General features: G+C 63.5%; 13 protein-coding genes and 2 pseudogenes. 3 read left to right on the forward strand and 12 right to left on the reverse strand.

Translation table 11 applies throughout. From position 1 onward, the window contains the following. Positions 1 to 3: 3 nt before the first annotated feature. From moaA to J7I79_RS20690, 5 genes and pseudogenes are all read right to left on the reverse strand, one after another. Positions 4 to 1,047: pseudogene (moaA, locus tag J7I79_RS20670) on the reverse strand (GTP 3',8-cyclase MoaA). A 408-nt stretch (positions 1,048 to 1,455) separates the two neighbouring features. Continuing rightward, positions 1,456 to 3,483 (reverse strand): BCCT family transporter, encoded by a 2,028-nt coding sequence (locus tag J7I79_RS20675; protein WP_251043091.1) that lies wholly within the window; start codon positions 3,481 to 3,483, stop codon positions 1,456 to 1,458. A 478-nt stretch (positions 3,484 to 3,961) separates the two neighbouring features. Beyond that, positions 3,962 to 5,183, reverse strand: a pseudogene (gene fdhA, locus J7I79_RS20680) (formaldehyde dehydrogenase, glutathione-independent). A 274-nt stretch (positions 5,184 to 5,457) separates the two neighbouring features. Then, the gene (locus J7I79_RS20685) at positions 5,458 to 6,873 is read right to left on the reverse strand and encodes a ferredoxin reductase (RefSeq protein ID WP_214956492.1); all 1,416 of its coding nucleotides are present in this window, start codon (positions 6,871 to 6,873) and stop codon (positions 5,458 to 5,460) included. Next, positions 6,870 to 8,171 carry an SRPBCC family protein gene (locus J7I79_RS20690; RefSeq protein WP_214956494.1) on the reverse strand — a complete coding sequence of 434 codons (1,302 nt, stop codon included), beginning with the start codon at positions 8,169 to 8,171 and terminating at the stop codon, positions 6,870 to 6,872. The genes J7I79_RS20685 and J7I79_RS20690 overlap by 4 nt, the downstream gene beginning before the upstream one ends. Before the next feature lie 161 nt (positions 8,172 to 8,332). On the opposite strand from J7I79_RS20690, the gene J7I79_RS20695 reads away from it, so the two are divergent. Both J7I79_RS20695 and J7I79_RS25015 read left to right on the forward strand, forming a co-directional pair. Then, on the forward strand, positions 8,333 to 9,265 hold the full coding sequence (locus J7I79_RS20695) for a LysR family transcriptional regulator (RefSeq protein ID WP_214956568.1): 933 nt from the start codon (positions 8,333 to 8,335) through the stop codon (positions 9,263 to 9,265). 6 nt (positions 9,266 to 9,271) lie between these two features. Beyond that, complete coding sequence (locus J7I79_RS25015) at positions 9,272 to 9,577, forward strand: PadR family transcriptional regulator (protein ID WP_214956496.1); 306 nt, start codon at positions 9,272 to 9,274, stop codon at positions 9,575 to 9,577. A 255-nt stretch (positions 9,578 to 9,832) separates the two neighbouring features. On the opposite strand, the gene katG is transcribed toward J7I79_RS25015, so the two are convergent. The 5 genes from katG to J7I79_RS20720 all read right to left on the reverse strand — a co-directional run bounded on the left by katG (position 9,833) and on the right by J7I79_RS20720 (position 17,050). Then, positions 9,833 to 12,127: a catalase/peroxidase HPI gene (gene katG / locus J7I79_RS20705; protein ID WP_214956505.1), complete on the reverse strand. Its 2,295-nt coding sequence runs from the start codon at positions 12,125 to 12,127 to the stop codon at positions 9,833 to 9,835. A 908-nt stretch (positions 12,128 to 13,035) separates the two neighbouring features. Next, positions 13,036 to 13,188: a DUF6457 domain-containing protein gene (locus tag J7I79_RS24380; RefSeq protein ID WP_311380632.1), complete on the reverse strand. Its 153-nt coding sequence runs from the start codon at positions 13,186 to 13,188 to the stop codon at positions 13,036 to 13,038. Positions 13,189 to 13,235: 47 nt separating this feature from the next. Further along, positions 13,236 to 13,838, reverse strand: coding sequence for a GTP cyclohydrolase I FolE (gene folE, locus J7I79_RS20710; protein WP_214956507.1), 603 nt, complete (start codon positions 13,836 to 13,838; stop codon positions 13,236 to 13,238). Further along, positions 13,835 to 16,162, reverse strand: coding sequence for an FdhF/YdeP family oxidoreductase (locus tag J7I79_RS20715; RefSeq protein WP_214956514.1), 2,328 nt, complete (start codon positions 16,160 to 16,162; stop codon positions 13,835 to 13,837). Before J7I79_RS20715 ends, folE begins: the two co-directional genes overlap by 4 nt. Before the next feature lie 12 nt (positions 16,163 to 16,174). Next, positions 16,175 to 17,050, reverse strand: coding sequence for a methylenetetrahydrofolate reductase (locus tag J7I79_RS20720; protein WP_214956517.1), 876 nt, complete (start codon positions 17,048 to 17,050; stop codon positions 16,175 to 16,177). A 174-nt stretch (positions 17,051 to 17,224) separates the two neighbouring features. Here J7I79_RS20720 and J7I79_RS20725 point away from each other — a divergent pair, with 174 nt between their 5' ends. Next, positions 17,225 to 17,920 carry a GntR family transcriptional regulator gene (locus J7I79_RS20725; RefSeq protein WP_214956519.1) on the forward strand — a complete coding sequence of 232 codons (696 nt, stop codon included), beginning with the start codon at positions 17,225 to 17,227 and terminating at the stop codon, positions 17,918 to 17,920. 104 nt (positions 17,921 to 18,024) lie between these two features. Here J7I79_RS20725 and J7I79_RS20730 read toward each other — a convergent pair whose 3' ends face one another. Further along, positions 18,025 to 18,900: a bifunctional 5,10-methylenetetrahydrofolate dehydrogenase/5,10-methenyltetrahydrofolate cyclohydrolase gene (locus tag J7I79_RS20730; protein WP_214956521.1), complete on the reverse strand. Its 876-nt coding sequence runs from the start codon at positions 18,898 to 18,900 to the stop codon at positions 18,025 to 18,027. Beyond that, positions 18,897 to 19,523, reverse strand: coding sequence for a cyclodeaminase/cyclohydrolase family protein (locus J7I79_RS20735; RefSeq protein WP_214956523.1), 627 nt, complete (start codon positions 19,521 to 19,523; stop codon positions 18,897 to 18,899). The genes J7I79_RS20730 and J7I79_RS20735 overlap by 4 nt, the downstream gene beginning before the upstream one ends. Positions 19,524 to 19,582: the final 59 nt, after the last annotated feature.

A 19,582-nucleotide genomic window follows, 5' to 3' on the forward strand; every position in this document is an offset into this window, starting at 1 on the left:
GTCTTATCCTCCGATGGCGCTCATGCTGCGGTCAGGCTGCACAAAGTCTTCAGTTCCGAGACCAGCGTGGTCCATGCCGTGCGCTCGCGGCTTCTTCCACATGGCATCCTGCCAAAGGTGCACCAGTTCGTCGTCCTGCGCACCAGCCCGCAGGAGCGCCAGGAGGTCGAACTCCTCCCGTGAAAACAGGCAGCTCATGATCTTTCCCTCAGCCGTGACGCGGGTACGCCGGCAGTCCGAACAAAAAGGTTCACTGACAGATGCAATGATCCCTACGGTTCCCAGAACAGTTCCGGACGCTTCGCCGGTAGCCACGTGCCGTCGTCGTACTTCAAACCGTTCGGCTGGTGCTCCGTCCCGCTGGCGGCGATCCCGCTCCAGAACAAAGTCTGCGGACAGCGGGGCGTGTATCTCAGGGGCCGTGATCATCCCGTGCTCAGTCCAGCCGCGTTCCGCGTCCAGCGGCATTTGTTCGATGACGCGCAGCTCAATGTCTCGCTGTAAGGCCCACTCCAACAGTTCCGGGGCTTCCTGGTCGTTGACACCGCGCATCAGCACTGCGTTGATCTTGACCGGTCCAAGGCCCGCGGCGCGGGCTGCCTCGACGCCGGCGAGCACTTTGCCGAGGAAGGGGCGCCGGGTCAGTTGGGTAAAAACCTCCTCATGCAGGGAGTCCAGGGAAACATTGACCCGGGTAAGCCCGGCCTCCTCGAGCGCCTCCGCCTTCGTATCGAGCCCGACGCCGTTGGTGGTCATGGACATGGGGAGCCCGGGGTGACGCGCCCGAAGTGTGGCGATGACCTCGACGAGGTCCGGTCTGACCAAAGGCTCTCCTCCAGTGATTCGGAGTTCCCTCACACCCAGGCGCTCGACGCCGATGCCCACGATTCTCTCGATCTCACCTGCTGTCATGACGGCTTCCTTCGGTAGCCATTGCATGCCACCTGCCGGCATGCACTAGGTGCAGCGAAGGTTGCATTTGTCTGTGACGGACAGCTGCATGTCGGTTGCTTGGCGGCCAAAACGGTCCAGCAACTTCGAAGGCAGTCCGGCCGGGCGTGATGTAGGTGCGGGCCCTTGATTGTTGTTCCTGGCAAGGCGCAGTACTGGGATGCCCAGTTGAACGGTCGTGGGTTTTATGGCTGATGCAGCGTGGCGGTGCCGCCGCCGTCAGCGGGGACCAAGGTCGCTGTCAATATACGAGCCGGGGCGGTTTCCGTTGTCGTGGTGGCAGTTGCAGCCCCCATCCAGCTGTAGCCGAACGGTCACTGGACTTGAGGACTGCATCTGGATATCCACGGACTCCTTCCCTTCGCTGCTGATCCGGAGAGTCTGTTCTTGGTCGTGGTGCTGGGACATGTAGGTAGCCTTTGTTATGGGTTGGAGGTGGGTGTGCCCGGGTGGCACGGGCTAGGAAGCCGCGTGCCACCGGGGCGGTTGCGACTGAGGGTGAGTCTATTTACTGTCCCGGTCCGCTTGCCGGGCCTTGACGGTGGGGATGCTGCCCGTATGGGTGCCGCCCTGGTGGGAGTCCGGGTCCGGGCATGAATCAGCGCAGTCATGCTTGGTGACGAGGTCGAATTGAATGCCGCCGTGTTGTTCCACGCCGGTGCGTATGGCCCGTTCGACGACGGATGTGGCCAGGCGCCGTCGCAGGGACAGGGGATCGCGGCGCAGGTCCTTGGTGAGGGCAAAGCAGAGCAGGAGCATGACGACGACGAACGGTAGCGCTGCGACGATGGTGATGCGTTGTAGGCCGGCCAAGGCTTCCGAGGGTTCGTCGCCGCCGGCCAGCAGCATGACCGCCGCCACGGCGCCGGTGAGGCTGCCCCAGAAGATGACCACTCCGCGGCGGGGGTGCTCGGCGCCGTTGGAGCTGAGCGATCCCATCACGATGGACGCGGCATCGGCGCCGGTGACAAAGAAGATCGCCACTAGGACCATGGCCAGCACGATGACACCAGCAGTAAGCCAGCCGGGCATGCCAAGGTTCTTGACCAGGTCGAAGAGTGCACCGTCGAAGTTGACGGACGGGACGCCGTCGACCGTTGTTACCAGCCCGGGCGTGCCTGCCTTATCGGCTTCCTGCTGGACATGGAAAGCGGCTCCGCCGAAGATACCAAACCAGATCACGCTGACGACGCTGGGCACCAGCAGCACACCGGTGACGAACTGGCGGATGGTGCGGCCGCGGCTGATGCGGGCGATGAAAAGTCCTACGAAGGGCGTCCAGGAGATCCACCAGGCCCAGTAGAAGATGGTCCAGCTGGTCATCCAGCTCCGAAGGGCCTCATCGCCGACCGCTTCGGTCCGGGATGACATTTCGGCCAGGTCGCGGGCGTAGTCGCCGACGGCGGAGGGGATCAGGTTGAGGATGAACAGGGTGGGGCCGGCGATGAAGACGATGAGTGCGAGGACGACGGCCAGGACCATGTTGATGTTGGAGAGCCACTGGATGCCGCGGCTGATGCCGGAGACGGCCGAAGCGACGAAGCATAAGGTCAGGACCGCGACGATCGCCACGAGCACGGGGGTGCCGATTTCGCCGAACCAGCCGTTGGAGGTCATGCCGCTGCCGATCTGCAGGGCGCCCAGGCCCAACGATGCAGCGGTACCAAACAAGGTGGCGAAAATGGCCAGGATGTTGATGAACTTCCCGATTGGCCTTTCGACCCTCCTGACGCCGAAGAGCGACGTGAAGGCGACAGAGATCAGTTGCCTGCGGCCCAGGCGGTAGGTGCCGTAGGCCATGGCGATGCCGACCACTGCGTACATGGCCCAGGGGTGCAGTGTCCAGTGGAAGATGGAGGTGGCCATGGCGGTCTGGATGGCTTCGGGTGTCCGTCCGTCCACGGTTCCGGGCGGGGGAGAGATGTAGTGGTAGAGGGGTTCGGCCACGCCGTAGAACATCAGCCCGATGCCCATGCCGGCGGCAAACATCATGGACACCCAGGAGACGGTACGGAATTCGGGTTTTTCGCCATCCTTGCCCAGCGGGATGTTGCCGAACTTGCCCAGGGCCAGCCACAGGACAAAGACCACGAAGAGCGAGGCCAGGAGCATGAACAGCCATCCTGTGTACTCCATGACCCAGTTCAGGGCAACCGTAGAGGACGAGGCGAGGCTGTCCCGGCCGACAAAGCCCCAGACCACAAAGGCAATGGCGATGACGCCTGTGATCCCGAACGTGACCTTGTCGAGAATGAGCCGATGGTTCCGGCGTGCCGAAACGGCCTGCTCGGTCCTGGCAGTTCGAAGCTCTTCCAGGATCTGTTCGTACTCTTCAGAATCCGGCAGGCCCTCTGCGGCTCCGTCCTCCGGATCGAGGACAGCGGGGTTGGTGTTTTCTCCCGAGGGGACACCAATGACTGTTTTGGTGTTTCGCGTACTTTCGGGCTTTTCGTTGGGGGGAGTTGCTGCCAAAGCGTTGTCGGCAGGCAACTCCTCGGGGGTTAAGGGTTTTAAGTCATTGCTTATAGCCATGAGCGAATCCTTTGCTCGGCGGATGATGGGCTTGCGGTTAAGACATGGGCTTGAGGGGTGAGCCCGGGGGAAGGTTGGGGGCCTCCTCCGATTCAAGGACCATGATGTTGCCGTCGACGATCTGCACTTCGTGCGTCCGGACCGGCAGTTTGGCCGGGGGTGCATCCGGGGCTCCGGTGCGGAGGTTGAACCTGGAGGCCTGAAGCGGGCAATGACCCAACAGTCCTCTACATAGCCACCGGCCAGCGAGACATCCTGGTGGGTACACGTGTCATCGATGGCGAAGATCTCGCCGGCTTAAATATGGAAGACGGCGATTGGCGGAGCAGTATCGAGCCGTAGCGCCGCCCTGGGAGCAAGTTCACTGAGCGTGCGGGCCTTGTGCATGGGGCACCTCTTTGGGGTCAGGGATCAGGTTTGCTTAGGTGAAGGCCGGAAGCCTCCGATCGTTCCGCAGGGATCAACACATTTCCTCGGACTAGTTGCTGAGGTAGCCGTTCGGGTTCAGGACATACTTCGTGGCGGCCCCGGCATCGAATTCCGCGTACCCCCGCGGGGCATCCTGGAGCGAAATGGCCGTGGCGTTGACCGCCTTGGCGATCTGGATCCTGTCATGCAGGATCGCCATCATCAGCTGCCGGTTGTACTTCATCACCGGGCACTGGCCGGTCGCGAAGGAGAGGGACTTCGCCCAGCCGGTGCCCAGGGACAGGGACAGGCTGCCCTTCTGGGCCGCCTCGTCCGCGGCACCCGGATCCCCGGTCACATAAAGGCCGGGAATGCCCAGGGACCCGCCGGCGGCGGTGAGGTCCATCAGCGAATTGAGCACGGCGGCCGGCGCCTCCTGGGCCCCGGCACCGTGTCCGTGTCCGCGGGCCTCGAAACCGACCGCGTCGATACCGGCATCGACCTCCCGGACGCCGAGGAGCTGCTCGATCTGGTCAGCCGGGTCGCCGTTGGCCACATTGACGGTTTCGCAGCCAAAGGATCGGGCCTGGGCTAAGCGATCCTCATTGAGATCCCCCACGATGACCACCGCGGCCCCCAGCAGTTGCGCGCTGGCCGCCGCGGCAAGCCCCACGGGACCGGCCCCGGCAACATAGACGGTGGACCCGACGCCGACACCTGCCGTGACGGCCCCGTGGAAACCGGTCGGGAGGATGTCCGAGAGCATGGTCAGGTCCATGATCTTCTCCAGGGCCTGGTCCCGATCAGGGAACCGCAACAGGTTCCAGTCCGCGTAGGGGACCAGGACGAACTCCGCCTGCCCGCCGACCCATCCGCCCATGTCGACATAGCCGTAGGCGGACCCGGGACGGTCCGGGTTTCACGTTCAGGCAGATTCCGGTCTTGCCCTCCTTGCAGTTCCGACAGCGCCCGCAGGAGATGTTGAAGGGGACCGAGACGATGTCCCCGACCTTGATGAACTCAACGTCGGGCCCGGTCTCGATGACTTCCCCGGTGATCTCGTGCCCCAGGACGAGACCGGCCGGGGCGGTCGTGCGGCCACGAACCATGTGCTGGTCCGAGCCGCAGATGTTGGTGCTCACGGTGCGCAGGATGACCCCGTGCGGGACCTTCCGGCCGACGTTGACGGGATTGACGCCGGGGCCGGCCTGCAGTTCAAAGGTGGGAAACGGGGTATCGATGATTTCCACGATCCCCGGCGCCTTGTATGCAACGGCTTTGTTACCTGACATTGAATGGCTCCTATGGGTTGGCGATCGAACCCTCACGGTGATGTTGGTCGCATCAGACTGTCTGTGAGGTAATTGTTGTCAGTTTCCGTGAAGCAAGTGGGTCAATTGATACCTGCAGCGCATACCGCTACGCGGCAACGAAGGCGTTCAGGCTGACTGTGGCGATGGATGGGGGTTTGGGGGGCAGGGAACGCCACGCGTGGCATCCTCGCACTTGTATTCTTGCCGTGAAAACAATCGCAGATGCTGTCCGGCCTAGAGCAGCTGGAAGCGGCTAGGCATCGATCACCAAATCGGTCCGTGCGGTGGAGCAGCAGGGCAGGAACTTGCCTGCATCGATTTCCCGTGCCCGGATCCCGCCCTGGTGGTTCATCTCCACCTCCCCGGAAAGCTTGACGACCTTGCAGGAGCCGCACATGCCTTCCTTGCAGTTCGCACCGATCCTGACGCCCGCACGCTGGGCCACCCCGAGGATATGTTCGGCGGGGTCGATGCGCACATTGATGCCGGTGCGCATGAAGGCCAGGGTGAGGCTTCCCGTTCCGACCGTGTCGAAGCTCGAGGCATCGGGGGTCCCTGCCTCCGGCCCCACCTCCGGACTGCCGTCGGGGGCTTCAGGACTGGGCGCTTCCGGGTCGACGGTTTCCAGCGGCAGCCCCGTGGCCTTCAGGGTTCCCTCGGCGTCGTAGCCGGGCTCGTAGAGCCCGAACGCGGCGGGCTGGCTTTCGTAGTAGTCCTCGGCGGAATCGGCGATTTCCTCGGCGATTTCCTCCGCAATGTCCACTGCAAACGCGAGCTCCGCCTGGTATTCAAGGATCGTCTGGCGGTCTCCCGAGAAGAATTCCATGTAGATGGAGGTGTCGTCGACACCCACCTTCCCCAGGAGCTCCGTGGTGGTGTTCAGGTAACCCTCGGGGCCGCAGGCATAGACCTGACGGCCGTTGGCATCGGGGGCCACCTCGTCGAGCATGGCTGCCGTCAGCCTTCCGGTGAGCCCTTCCCACCCCTCGGGTATGCTGCGGTCGCCCAAGGAGTAGAAGACCTTGACGCGCGAGTCCACGGATGCGATGTAGGCCAGCTCCTTGTGGAAGGCAAAGCCTCCGGCCTCCGCTCCGTGGTAAAGCACCACCACATCGGCCTGTCCGGGCAGGGAGTGAATAGTCCGCACCATCGACATGATGGGGGTGATGCCTGCGCCGGCGGCCAGCAAGAGGTACCTTGCCCGCCGGTCGGCGTCGGGCAGGTGGAATGCCCCGACCGGTCCGAGCATCTCGAGGACGGTGCCGGGTTTGACGTTCTCGTGCACCCACGGCGAGACCAGTCCCGTGGGATCGCATTTGACTGTGATGTCGAAGGTCCACGGTTTGGTGGGCGAACTGGACAGCGAGTAGCTGCGGTCCACCGGATCCTGGTCCTCGCCGTTCACGGGGAAGGCAACGTTCACGTACTGGCCGGCACGGAACGCCAGGGGCGCACCGTCGGAGCGACGGAACACGAAGGTCATCATGCCGCCCACCTCGGGAACAACCTCGACACATTCGGCCATGAACTCCTGCGGATGCCAGGGACCCAAGGCACGGGCGGCACCGGCGGGTCCCTCGGTGCTGCCCATCACCCTGTTCCACGGCATCTCAAGACCGCGAATGCGCTGTGGCTCCTGGACTGCCGTCTCAGTGAGGACTTCGATCATGCCAAGTGCTCCTGCACGCGCTGCACGTACCAGTTGATGAACGCCTCCACCTGGTATTCGCTCTTCATGTACGGGCCGGGCTCGTAGGCGGGGCTGCCGGCGCCCGTCTGGCACAGCTCCACGAACGCCTTGTCCTGGAGGTTGGTCTGCTTCCAGGTGTAGGTGAGTTTGTCCAGGTCGTAGTCGACGCCTTCCACGGCGTCGTCAGCTACCAGCCAGGTGGTGCGTACCAGGGTCTGGTGCTCGTTGACGGGGAAGACGCCGAACGTGATGACGTGGTCACTCTGGAAGTGGAACCAGCTGTTGGGCTGCAGGTGCATCGAGCAGCGGCCGAGGCGGAAGTCCCGCAAGTCGCCGAGCAGCTTCTTGGAGAGCCGGTGGCCATCGGGCGAGAACGATTCGCCGTCACCATCGAGCGATTCCCGTGAGATGCGGATACCCGCTATGCGCGTATCAAGCTCCTCCACCACCTCATAGGGAAGGCCATAGCGGCGGCAACGCTCCTCGAGCGAGGACTGTGCCTCCTTGTTGCGGTCCCACACTTCCTCGAGGTGGGCCGGGATCAGGCCCTCCGTCAGGCCCCAGGTGGGAAAGAGGGAACAGGCGAGCTCCGGGTGGCCGTCGCAGTGGTAGCACTCGCGGTTGTTCTCCATGACGAGCTTCCAGTTGCCCTCCTCGATAATGTTCTGCTGGTAGGCGATTTTCGTCTTCGACAGATCGTGGGGTGCGAGGTAAGGCTCGAAGATCTTAGCGGTTTCGTCGAAATCCGCCGGCGGTTCGTCCGCAATGCAGACGAAGATGAGTCCGGCGACCACGCGGCTGTGGGCACGCTTGAGGCCGAAGCAGCCCTTGTCGAACTTCGTTTCCCCCGGTGCCGAGGCGTGGATCAGATTGCCGTCGGGGGAGTATGTCCAAGAGTGGTAGCCGCAGACCAGGTTTCCTGTTGACCCCGCGGGTTCGGTCAGGACACGGGCGCCGCGGTGGCGGCATACGTTGTGCAGGACGTTCACGCCGCCGTCGTCGTTGCGCAGCACGATCAGGGAGTAGGGCCCGTAATCGACGGTGACGTAGTCGCCCGGCTCCGGCAGTTCGGCGATGCTGGCGGCAAAGATCCAGTGCTGGCCAAAAATGGCTTCCATGTCGATTTTGAAAATCGTGGGATCGGTGTAGAAGGGGGCATCGAGGGAATATCCCTTGCGCCGGAACTCGAACAACCCGCTGATTTCCGCCAGCTGCTCTGCAGGCAAGGAAGAAGCGAGTTTTCCGCGTGAGTTGAGGGGCAAGACTGGAGCAGACATGTGTTTCCTCCCGGGAGGCGTGGGTAAGTGTGTGTTTCGTCGGGACCACGGCTGCGTGGGTGCGAGCGGCGTTGTCGAAAAACCTTGTACTCATGAGATTAGGGATGATTGAACCGCAACAAAAGCGCAAGATTTGGAAGATAACCGTGCACAATAGATGCATGATCGATGCGAGGCTCATCACACTTCGGGTGTTTGCCCGGTGCGGCACCATTGGCGCAACCGCGGAGCTCACAGGTTATTCCCCCTCCGCGGTCTCCGCGCAATTGCGCGAGCTCCAGCGCGTGCTTGGAATGCAGCTGCTGACGAAGGACGGCCGGGGTGTGCGCCTCACCGCCACGGGGCGATTTCTCGTGTCCGGCTCAGACACCCTCATTGCGGAATGGGAGAGCCTGCGCGCCGCGGCCATGGAGGCCGGCGACCAGGTGCAGTCCCGTTTTGGCCTCGGTGGATTCTCGACGGCGGCCGCCCAGTTGCTCGCGCCGCTGGCCGCCACCCTGCGCTCAACACGCCCCCTGCTGGAGGTGCAGGTACTCGAGGCCAACCCGGCCCGCTGTTTCGACTTGTTGGTTGCAGAGCGAATCGACCTCGCTGTCATCGTCGCCATGCAGTCCGACACCTATGTTGAGGACGATCCGCGCTTCGAGCAGACCGTTCTGCTTGATGATCCCCTGGACGTGATCATTCCTGCCGACCATCCGTTGGCATCGCGGGAAACGGTGACGCTCGAAGAGCTGGCGTCGGAACCCTGGATCACCGAGGCCGCCGGTTCCACCTACCATTCCCTATTCACTGCGGCGTTCACGGCAGTGGGGGTGACACCGCGGATTGCCCATGAGGCCGTTGAATGGGAAACCCAGATCGCCTTCGTTGGTGCGGGGCTGGGCGTGGGCCTGCTGCCGCGACTGGCGCCCCTGCGCAGTGCCGAAAATGTGGTTCGACTGCGCATTACTGGCAAGGGGAAGCCCTCGCGCCGTATTGTCGCTGCGGTGCGCAGGGGCAGCATCGCATCGCCCCTGATCCAGGAGTCGCTCGGCATCCTGCAGGCCAGAGCCAATCGGATCCTCGCCGCCCGACCCGAGGACGATCTCTGAAATCGCGTGACCGCGCTCCTTCAGCCGCACGGCTTCACCCGCATCAAAGGCGGGACGCTGTACCCGCTCCTGAATCGACTCGACGACCAGGGCCTCGTCGAGCACACATGGCAACACGACCAGGCCGGTCCGGGCCGCAAGCACTTCACACTCACTGAGCTGGGCCGCCAAGAATTGGAGCGCTCTGGGACAGCCTGGCGACGAATGAGCGAAGCTCTTACCCAGATCCAGACGCCCTGGCCGCGTACCCGCATAAGCCAAACACCAACGCCCCGCCCTCCACCTACGGAGGGCGGGGCGTTTCGTCGTTGAGATACGGGTCCCCACTGCGACTGGGCCTCTGTCGGCAGGCTATTGAGCCACGCGACCAATTCTTCATGGGCGATGAGTAGTTTCGAATTGACGTAGCGCGCTACCAGATAGCTGTTTGCGATTTGGCGCCGCAGGAGCTTAGTACTGCATCCGACTCGGGCAGCGGCCTCATCTAGACTGTAGGCAACTTTCCGCGTCGTAGGACACGGGCAGCAGTTCACATGCTTGCATCTGCGGCCGGATTGGAGGCATCGGTCAGTCCAGGTCGAAGCGGTCGAGCTCCATGACCTTGACCCAGGCCGCCACGAAGTCGTTGACAAACTTCTCCCCGGCATCGTCACTCGCGTACACCTCGGCCAGCGCCCGGAGCTGGGAGTTGGAGCCGAAGACCAGGTCCACCGGTGTGGCGGTCCACTTCAGCTCGCCGGTGGTGACGTCGCTGATCTCGTAGACGTCCTCCTCCGACTCCGACGCCTTCCACCGGGTGCCCGGAGAGAGCAGGTTGACGAAGAAATCGTTGGTCAGGACTTGGGGCCTGTCGGTGAGGATGCCGTGGCCGGAGCCGCCGATGTTGGTGCCGAGGGCACGCATACCGCCGACGAGCGCTGTCATCTCCGGCGCGGAGAGGTCCAGCAGGTACGCCTTGTCGAGCAGGAGGGTCTCCGGCTGGAGCTTCCCGCCGGGGCGTACGTAGTTGCGGAACCCGTCTGCCCGCGGCTGCAGGTATTGGAAGGACTCGACGTCGGTCTGGTCCTGGGATGCGTCGGCGCGCCCGGGCCGGAATGGCACCGTTACGGCGATGCCGGCATCCTGCGCTGCCTTCTCCACCGCCGCGCAGCCGCCGAGGACGATCAGGTCTGCCAGTGAGACCTTCTTGCCTCCGTTCTGGGCGGAGTTGAACTGCTGCTGGACCGTCTCAATCGCCTGCAGAACAACGGAAAGTTGCTCGGGCTCGTTGACCTCCCAGCCGCGCTGCGGTTCCAGCCGGATGCGCGCACCGTTGGCCCCGCCGCGCTTGTCGGTCTTGCGGTAGGTGGACGCAGCGGCCCACGCGGTGCCCGCGAGCTGCGAGACGGACAGGCCGGAGTCCAGGAGCGTGGCCTTCAATGATGCGGTGTCCTGCTCGTCGATCAGCTCGTGGTCTACTGCCGGCACGGGGTCCTGCCAGAGCTGGGCCTCCGGAACCCACGGTCCGAGCATGTGCGGGCCTACCGGGCCCATGTCACGGTGCAGCAGCTTGTACCAGGCCTTGGCGAACGCGAGCGCAAACTCGTCCGGGTTCTCCAGAAACCGCCGCCCTATTTCCTCGTAGATGGGGTCGACGCGCAGCGACAGGTCCGTCGTCAGCATGGTCGGCCGGTGCATTTTCTCCGGGTCGTGCGCGTCCGGGATGATCTCCGGGGCATCCTTGGCGACCCACTGGTGGGCGCCGGCGGGGCTCTTGACCAGCTCCCACTCGTACTCGAACAGGATCTCCAGGAAGCGGTTGCTCCACTGGATGGGCTGGTCCGTCCAGGTGACCTCGAGGCCGGACGTGATGGTGTCCGGGCCCTTGCCGGTCCCGTAGGTGCTGAGCCAGCCCAGGCCCTGCGCCTCGAAGTCGGCTGCCTCAGGCTCAGGGCCCACGTGCGCGTCGGCGTCACCGGAGCCGTGGGTCTTGCCGAAGGTATGGCCGCCGGCGATCAGCGCGAAGGTCTCTCCGTCGTTCATCGCCATGCGCTTGAAGGTCTCGCGGATGAACGCCGCAGCCGCCAGCGGGTCCGGGTTGCCCATGGGTCCCTCGGGGTTGACGTAGATCAGCCCCATCTCGGTGGAGCCGACCTCCTGCGCCATCTGGCCTTCCCCGATGTAGCGTTCGTCGCCCAGCCAGGTGTCCTCCGGGCCCCAGAAAATTTCCTCGGGCTCCCACACGTCCTCGCGGCCGAAAGCGAAGCCGAAGGTTTTGAAGCCCATGGACTCGAGGGCCACGTTGCCTGCCAGAACAATCAGGTCGGCCCAGGAGAGCTTCTGGCCGTACTTCTGCTTGACCGGCCACAGCAGCCGCCGGGCTTTGTCGAGGTTGGCGTTGTCCGGCCAGCTGTTCAGCGGCGCGAACCGCTGGCTGCCGTCTCCCGCACCACCGCGGCCATCATGGACCCGGTAGGTGCCGGCTGCATGCCAGCTCAACCGGATCATCAGGCCGCCGTAATGGCCGAAGTCCGCAGGCCACCAGTCCTGGGAGGTGGTCAGCACCTGGATGATGTCCTGCTTGAGCGCCTCGACGTTAAGCTTCTGGAACTCGTCACGGTAGCTGAACGAGGGCCCGAGCGGGTTGCCCGCCTGGTTGTGGGTGTGGAGAACGCTGAGGTCCAGCTGGTTCGGCCACCAGTCCGCGACGGTCCGCGGCCGGTGCGCCTTGGGCTGCGGCGAATCGATAGCCGGGTTCTCACTCTCACTGCCGTGCGAGGTCACGCTGCCGTGGGCCACCGGGCATCCACCCTCAACATTGCTGTCGCGGCCCTGGGCGCTTCCGGGGGTGGGGACCGGGGGGTTTTCCTGTGGATCGGTCATGTGCTTCCTTCCATATGGCCGAGGCCGTGGTCGGACTCGGGCAGCCGGTGCAACCCTCCCATTTGACCATGAACGGGTGTGCGCGGAGAGCCCCATCGGCAAGGGCACTTCCGGTTGCCTGACGCACTGAGAACCTTCGTGTTGACAGTACGCCCGCCCCGATGGGCCGCCCAGGATTGGTTCCTCGGAGCCTCTCCCGGTCAATCTTTTAGTGCCGACAATGGACCTTTCGTCCACTTAGTTGGACGTAAGCGCAGCTATCGGCGTCTCTTCGACAGAGTTTCAGAGTCTGGCAGTTAGAGAGTCACCTTCGAACAGCTAGGGGCTTGCAGCGGCGGCCTGGAGTCGACGCTGAAGCTCTCCGACAAACAGCGGCACGGTATTTTCGGCACTGCCGAAAAGATGGTCCAATGCCTCAAAAGCCGCAACACCCTGCGCTGGGCCGCACCGGAGACCGGGACAACCGTCGTCACAGATTCTCGCCGGCAGTTTAATCCCAAAGCCTTCGCCTCTTCCCGGGAAACGATCTACATCGCGCCAAGGAAGGCGCCGGCTCTGCCGCCCCGACTACCGCGCTGACCGTGGCGATTGCGGAGGCTCTGGAGGAACGGGCCGAGCGCCATTGCGGCCGCCTGGCCCTGTTTGCCCTGGCTGAGTTGGCCAACGTGGTCCGTTTGGGCGTCCCTGCCGGACCAGTTCAGCCATTACGGCTCCAAGGGCCTGATTATCATGGCGATCCCGCAGTCCGGGTCCCAGGGGGTGGCTTTTATCCACCTCCTTTAGCTCGGAGAGAGTTCGCGGTATTTGACTTCTATTGCGGGACGCCGAGCAAGCCTTACAGACTCTCTACCCCGCAGTAGTAGAGAAGCAGAGACGGTAGGCAGCACCCATCCAAGGGCGACGCCCTGTCATTCCCCTGTGTGATGGCGTCTATTGTGGCTGTCGCACAAGGTGGACGCGACGCCGGCAGTGCTGGCGAGAGAGTCGAAGGCATCCAATCCCCGCAAGCCAGCTGCGTATCCGACCAGGAAGGCTGTGACCGGCGCGGCGGCGTGGGTAATTGTGTCCGCTGACGAATGGCTGCCGCGCGGGCATGTCCAGAGATTTTTTAGCGGCCGTGGATGAGGCTCAGCGCCTCGGCCCGGGCGGCCGGCAGGCGCAGTTCACCGCGGACTGCAGACGTGATGGTCTTTGCCCCGGGCTTGCGGATGCCCCGCATTGACATGCACAGGTGCTCACACTCGATCACTACAATGGCGCCCAGTGGCCGCAGCGATGTGACCAACGCCTCCACCACCTGGGTGGTGAGCCTCTCCTGGACCTGCGGCCTTCGCGCAAAGACGTCCACCAGCCTGGCAAGCTTGCTGAGGCCGGTCACGAGTCCCTCAGCGGAGGGGATGTAGCCCACGTGCGCCACGCCATGGAACGGCACCAGGTGATGTTCGCAGGTGGAATAGAACGGGATGTCCTTAACGATGACCATTTCACCGTGGCCGAGGTCGAAGGTCTTGTCCAGGACTGCCACGGGATCCTCATGGAGCCCGCCGAACATTTCCGCGGCGGCGCGGGCTACACGGGCCGGGGTGTCAGCCAGTCCCGGCCTTTCGGGGTCCTCCCCGATGGCCAGGAGGTATTCGCGGACAGCCCGTTCCACCCTGGGCCCGTCAACACCCTGGGTGATGGTCGCTTCCGTCGTCAGGACGGAGCTCACGCTTCGGCCCGCTCAAGCCGCACGATAACGGACTTGGAGGTCGGCGTGCCGCTGGTGTCGGCTACGGAGTCAAGTGGCACGAGGACGTTGGTTTCCGGGTAGTAGGCCGCCGCACAACCCTTGGGCGTCGAGTATGAAACGATGCGGAAGTTTTCGGCCCGTCGTTCGGTCCCCTGGAATTCGGAGATGAGATGGACCATGTCCCCGTCCGTGAACCCCAGCTCAGTAATGTCGTCGGCGTTGATCAGGACTACGCGGCGCCCGCCGTGGATGCCGCGGTAGCGATCATCCTTGCCGTAGATGGTGGTGTTGTACTGGTCATGGGAACGCAGGGTTTGGAGGACGAGCCGTCCCGCGGGGACCCTGATGAATTCCAGTTCGTTGCCTGTGAAGTGGGCCTTGCCCGAAGCGGTATCGAACTTCCTGGCGTCCCGGGGCGGGTGGGGAAGGACGAACCCTCCAGGGTTCTGGATCCGCTCCTCGAAGTTCTCGAAGCCGCTGAGGACCGCTTCGATGTGTTTCCGGATGATGGAGTAGTCGTCCTTCATGGCGAGCCAGTCGGCTTTGGGCGTATTGGGCAGTGGGAGGTTCTCGCTGCCGGTGAAGATCTTGCGGGCGATGCTGCATACAATGGCCACCTCGGAGTGCAGGTGCTCACTTGCGGGCTTCAGACGTCCGCGGGAGGCGTGGACCGCACTCATGGAGTCCTCCACGGTCACCCTCTGGTCGCCGGTGCGCTGGGTGTCCTTCTCGGTGCGTCCCAGCGTCGGAAGAATCAACGCACGTCGACCCGTCGATACGTGGGAATGGTTCAGTTTCGTGGAGATTTGTACCGACAGGCGTGTGTTGGCCAGGGCCTGTTCCGTGACCTCGGAATCCGGGGCTGCCCGCACGAAGTTGCCGCCCATGCCGATGAATACGCGGACCTTGCCGTCCCGCATGGCGCGGATGGCGGCCACGGTGTCGAAGCCATGCGCCCGGGGGGAGTGGAACTGGAACTCGTGGTCAAGCCGGTCGTGGAAGCTCTCCGGCATCTTCTCGAAAATGCCCATGGTCCGGTCGCCCTGGACGTTGGAGTGGCCGCGGACGGGGCAGACGCCGGCGCCGGGCTTGCCGATGTTGCCTTGGAGAAGCAGTACGTTGACCACGTCGCGGAGGGTCGGAACCGAGTGCTTGTGCTGGGTCAGGCCCATGGCCCAGCAGACGATGGTGGCGCTCGACGCCAGGAGGCGCTCGCCTGTGGACTTGATCTGTTCCAGTGTCAGTCCGGTCGCTTCGACGATGTCGTCCCATTCCGCCTTTTCGAGGTACCGCAGGTATTCGTCGATGCCAACGGTGTGGTCCTTGATGAACTCATGGTCCAGCACGGTGGGGAGGCCGGGCGTTTTGCGCCCCTGGGCTTCGGCTTCGAGAAGGTATTTGCCAAGCCCCTGGAAGAGGGCCTGATCGCCGCCGGCGCGGATTTGGAGGAAGTCGTCGGTCAGTTGTGTGCCCACCACCATGCCGGAAATGTTCTGCGGATTTTCGAACCGCAGGAGCCCGGCTTCGGGAAGCGGATTCACGGAGATGATGACAGCGCCGTTCTTCTTCGCCTTCTCCAGCGCGCTGAGCATGCGCGGGTGGTTGGTGCCGGGATTTTGACCCGCCACGAAGATCAGCGAAGCCGTCTCCAGGTCCGTGAGGCTAACGGAGCCTTTGCCGATGCCGATCGTTTCGACCAGGGCAGAGCCGGACGATTCGTGGCACATGTTGGAGCAGTCGGGCAAGTTGTTCGTCCCGATGCCGCGAACGAGGAGCTGGTAGGCGAAGGCCGCCTCGTTCGATGTCCGCCCGGACGTGTAGAACACTGACTGGTCGGGGTGCTCCATGTCCCTGATCTCCTGGGCGATCAGCTCATAAGCGTCGTCCCATTCGATGGGCTTGTAGTGGGTTGCGCCTTCGTCGAGGAGCATCGGATGCGTCAGCCGGCCCTGCTGGCCCAGCCAGTAGTCGTCGCGCGTCTTCAGATCCGCAATGGAGTGTTGCGCGAAGAATTCAGGCGTGACGCGGCGGAGCGTGGCTTCTTCGGCCACTGCCTTGGCGCCGTTCTCGCAGAATTCCGCAGCATTGCGCTTTTCGTGTTCGGGCCAGGCGCAGCCCATGCAGTCAAAGCCGTCAACCTGGTTGACAGCCATGAGTGTCTGGATGCTGCGCAGCGGGCCCATCTGCTCAAGGGAAATTTTCAGCGCGTTCGCTACAGCCGGAAGGCCGACGGCAGTTGTTTTGGGCTTCGTTAGGGTCAGTTTTGACTCGTCGATATTCTGCTTGGGGGCTTTTGAAGCCATGTGATCTTCCCTTCAGATCTTGGCAGGAAATAGTGGAATGGAGGTGCTGCCTGGGGCCAGCGTGGTGGTTGGCTGCAGTGTCCGCAGATCATCCATGAGGCCAGGCACGCGGCCGAGGTCGTTGAAGGTGTAGACATGGAACCCGGCAAAGAGGGGATCGCCCGCCAACTCCTGGTGGACCTCGCGGATCAGGCGTCCGCTGTCGTAGCTCAGGAAGTCGTCCCGTCGCCAGAGGGCTCCCGCCATCCCGGTCCCGCGGGCGAGCTTGAGGGAGCGGCCGACCCCGAGGCGTGCTCCCAGGGAGACCAGTTTCCTGATGGACACCGTGCCGGGGACTCCAACCCACACGGGTAGCTCTATGCCGCCTTTGCCGATTGTCCGGACGTACCGGCTGATCGCCTCGGCGGAAAAGCACATCTGTGTGACCATGGAGGACGCCAGTGGCGCTTTGATCTCGAGGCTGCTGCTGAGTTGTTCCTCGCTGAGCTGCGGGTGGCCTTCCGGGTAACCGGCGATGCCTATGGAGAAGTCGGTTGAATACGCATTGACCGCCTTAAGGAGTTGTCCGCTGCAGGCGTAGGGACCTGCGGGCTTGCGCCGGTCACCGGCAACGAGAAACAGTTCCGAGACACCGGCCTCCTGCAGCTGCAGCAGCAGCGAATGGAGTTCTGCCTCACCCGTGATGCTGCGGGCTGCGAGATGGGGAACGGTGTGGTAACCCAAGCCCGCCAGGTTTACGGACGCCTCCACGGTCCGTCCAGGCCCGTGGTGCGGGAGGCACGTCACGCTGACGGATCCCGTGGTGTCAAAGGCTGCTGGGAGTTGCGTGAGCAGATCGGCAGACGGAACCACTTCCAGCCGTATCCTTGCAACAGCCTCTGTGCTCATTGCTCTCCGTTCGTGGCATCACCGCAACACTGCCTGCCGGAGCGCATTCTCCAACGAGCATGCACCGGAGGGTGACATTTTTTTGATGGGATATTGATATATCAGTTCTAGGAATACTATGTACAGGAGGCCTTCGCGTCAAGGCTCAGCCGTGGATCGGGAGGAGACTTGGAAATGACAAGCGGTGGAGAACTACCGTCGGAAGTTGGGGGGCCCTTCCTGCCAACGAGGCAGGAGGACGAGTCCTTCGCCGACTTCGCCTACAGGGTGCTCTGCGATGAACTGATCGTTTTGGACATCAAGCCTGGCGAACCATTGAATGACGAAGTGATTTCCAGGCGGCTCGGAGTGGGGAGGACACCCATCCGGGAGGCCATGAAGCGCCTTGAGAGCGACCATCTGGTGGTGGCATATCCCCGCCGGGGAACATTCGCCGCAGGGGTTGATATCACGGATCTGGCTGAAATCTCCGAAATCCGGCAGCTTTTGGAGCCTGCGGCCGCAGCACGGGCTGCCCGGATGGCATCGCCGCAGCTCCGGCAAGAGATCAAGGAATTTGCCAGGGAAGTCGGGCAGCTCCTGCCGGTAATGCACTCCCAGCGGGACCTGATGCGCCTGGACATGCGGGTACACCGGATGATCTACCGGGCGGCAGGGAGCCGGCATCTTGAGGATGTCCTGATCCGGTACGACAACCTGGCGACGCGGATCTGGAGCCTTGTGCTGGAAAAACTTCCTCCGGTATCCGAGCATATTGCCCAGCACATTGAGCTGCTCGAGTGCATCGCGGAAGGGGATTCCGAAGCTGCTGCGCGGCTGACCACCAAGCATGTGACGGACTTTGAGAACCTCATCAGGGCCGTCCTGTAGCCCATTGGCAGGACACGGCCTTCGCTCCCGTGCAGATCGCGTGGATCTGCACGGGAGCGAAGACAACAACTGGGCCTAAGCGAAGCAGGGGTGCCTGCCGTGGGTCACACGGTTGTTCCCCGGACCAAGGCACGTGACTGTTCCCGCGCGGCCTCGGTGGTGTGCAGGAGAAGCAGGGACGTGGTGACTGAGCCGACGCCACCCGGAACGGGTGTCAGCGCCCCGGCGATGCCCCGGACGCTGGCTTCGTCCACATCCCCCACGAGGGACCCGTCGGAAAGGACGTTGGTGCCGACGTCGATCACAACAGCCCCGGAGGAAATATGGCCGCCGTTCAGCAGGCCGGTACGCCCGGCGGCGACCACCACGACGTCGGCCGTCTTGGTGTATTTCTCCAGCGCCCCTGACCTGGAGTGGCAGACGGTGACGGTGGCGTCGCGTTCCAGCAGCAGCAGGGACAGCGGTTTTCCGACGACGGCTGAGCGTCCAATCACGACGACGTTCCGGCCTGCCACAGGGATGTCGAAGTGGTCCAGGATCTCGGTGACCGCCCGTGCAGTGGCAGGGGCGAACGAGGGCTGGCCCACAGCCAGCCGGCCAAGGCTCAGAGGGTTCGCGCCGTCGATGTCCTTCTCGGGGGCGATGTGCCCAACCAGCGCATCTGCGTCAACGCCGGGAGGCAATGGCGTCTGCAGGATGATGCCGTTGACGGATGGCTCGTCGCTGAGGTCCTTCAGGACTGAGGCGAGCACCTGTCCTGTCGCGTCGTGGCCCAGGTCCACGATCCGGCAACTGATGCCTGCGCTTTCTGCAGCCCGTTCGATGGACCGCACATACCAGAGCGTGGAGCCGTCGTCGGTGGCCACAACCACTGCAAGGGTGGGGCGCAGGCCTTCAGTTTCGAGGTTCCGGGCTTCATCGTGGGCATTCTTCTGAATGAGCTTTGCCAGGTTTCGTCCAGAGAGGAGTGTGGTACTCAACCGAGAATCCTTTCGCGCACGCGCTTCACGAGCGAGTCGGCTGCCAGGACGGCCTTTTCCTCAAGGCCGTCCGTCTGCTCAGCCAGCCGGGAACGTGCCTCGGTGTCCTTGATGGCCACCACATTGATGTCGATGTTTACCCGTGCAGTGGTGGCGGCTGCCCGGGCTGCGTCGACGGCGGCGGCGACGTCACTGATCACGTTGACATTGGCCACCTCGAACAGTTCCGTGGCAAGATCCACGATGGCGCGGGCAAGGAGGATCAGTTGTGCCGGTGTTTCCGCAGCCTGGACGAGCGCGTCCTGGATGGATGATGTCCGTTCGGCCTTGAGGTAGTCGGTACCGGCGGGGAGCTTGTAGGCATCAATGACGCCTTGGAACGCGTGCTGGTCGGCGTCCGCGAGGCGCAGGGCCTGGGCCACCAGTCCGTCGGCGCTGCTGATGATCCTGGTGACGAGTTCGGCGTGCTGTTGGTATTTCGTGCCGGTGGTGTACCTGGCCACCATGGCGACAAGTGCCGCCCCCTGGGCGGCGTGGAGTGCCGCGGCTGCGCCGCCGCCTGGGGTGGGTGCGCGCGAGGCAAGCCTGGCGAGGTAGTCGTTTATTGTTTCTGAACTGATCATGTGTCTTCCTGGGCTGAAGCTCTACTCGACTGGCCTGGGGCATGGGACGGGCCATGGAA

The sequence above is a fragment of the Arthrobacter sp. ISL-69 genome (assembly GCF_018613775.1).
Lineage (GTDB): Bacteria > Actinomycetota > Actinomycetes > Actinomycetales > Micrococcaceae > Arthrobacter.

Coding starts and splice junctions, on each gene's coding strand:
- J7I79_RS20725 (WP_214956519.1), top strand. CDS start 17,225: ATGACAAGCGGTGGAGAACTACCGTCGGAAGTTGGGGGGCCCTTCCTG.
- katG (WP_214956505.1), bottom strand. CDS start 12,127: ATGACCGATCCACAGGAAAACCCCCCGGTCCCCACCCCCGGAAGCGCC.
- J7I79_RS20720 (WP_214956517.1), bottom strand. CDS start 17,050: ATGAGCACAGAGGCTGTTGCAAGGATACGGCTGGAAGTGGTTCCGTCT.
- J7I79_RS20735 (WP_214956523.1), bottom strand. CDS start 19,523: ATGATCAGTTCAGAAACAATAAACGACTACCTCGCCAGGCTTGCCTCG.
- J7I79_RS20695 (WP_214956568.1), top strand. CDS start 8,333: ATGATCGATGCGAGGCTCATCACACTTCGGGTGTTTGCCCGGTGCGGC.
- J7I79_RS20690 (WP_214956494.1), bottom strand. CDS start 8,171: ATGTCTGCTCCAGTCTTGCCCCTCAACTCACGCGGAAAACTCGCTTCT.
- J7I79_RS20685 (WP_214956492.1), bottom strand. CDS start 6,873: ATGATCGAAGTCCTCACTGAGACGGCAGTCCAGGAGCCACAGCGCATT.
- J7I79_RS20715 (WP_214956514.1), bottom strand. CDS start 16,162: ATGGCTTCAAAAGCCCCCAAGCAGAATATCGACGAGTCAAAACTGACC.
- J7I79_RS20675 (WP_251043091.1), bottom strand. CDS start 3,483: ATGGCTATAAGCAATGACTTAAAACCCTTAACCCCCGAGGAGTTGCCT.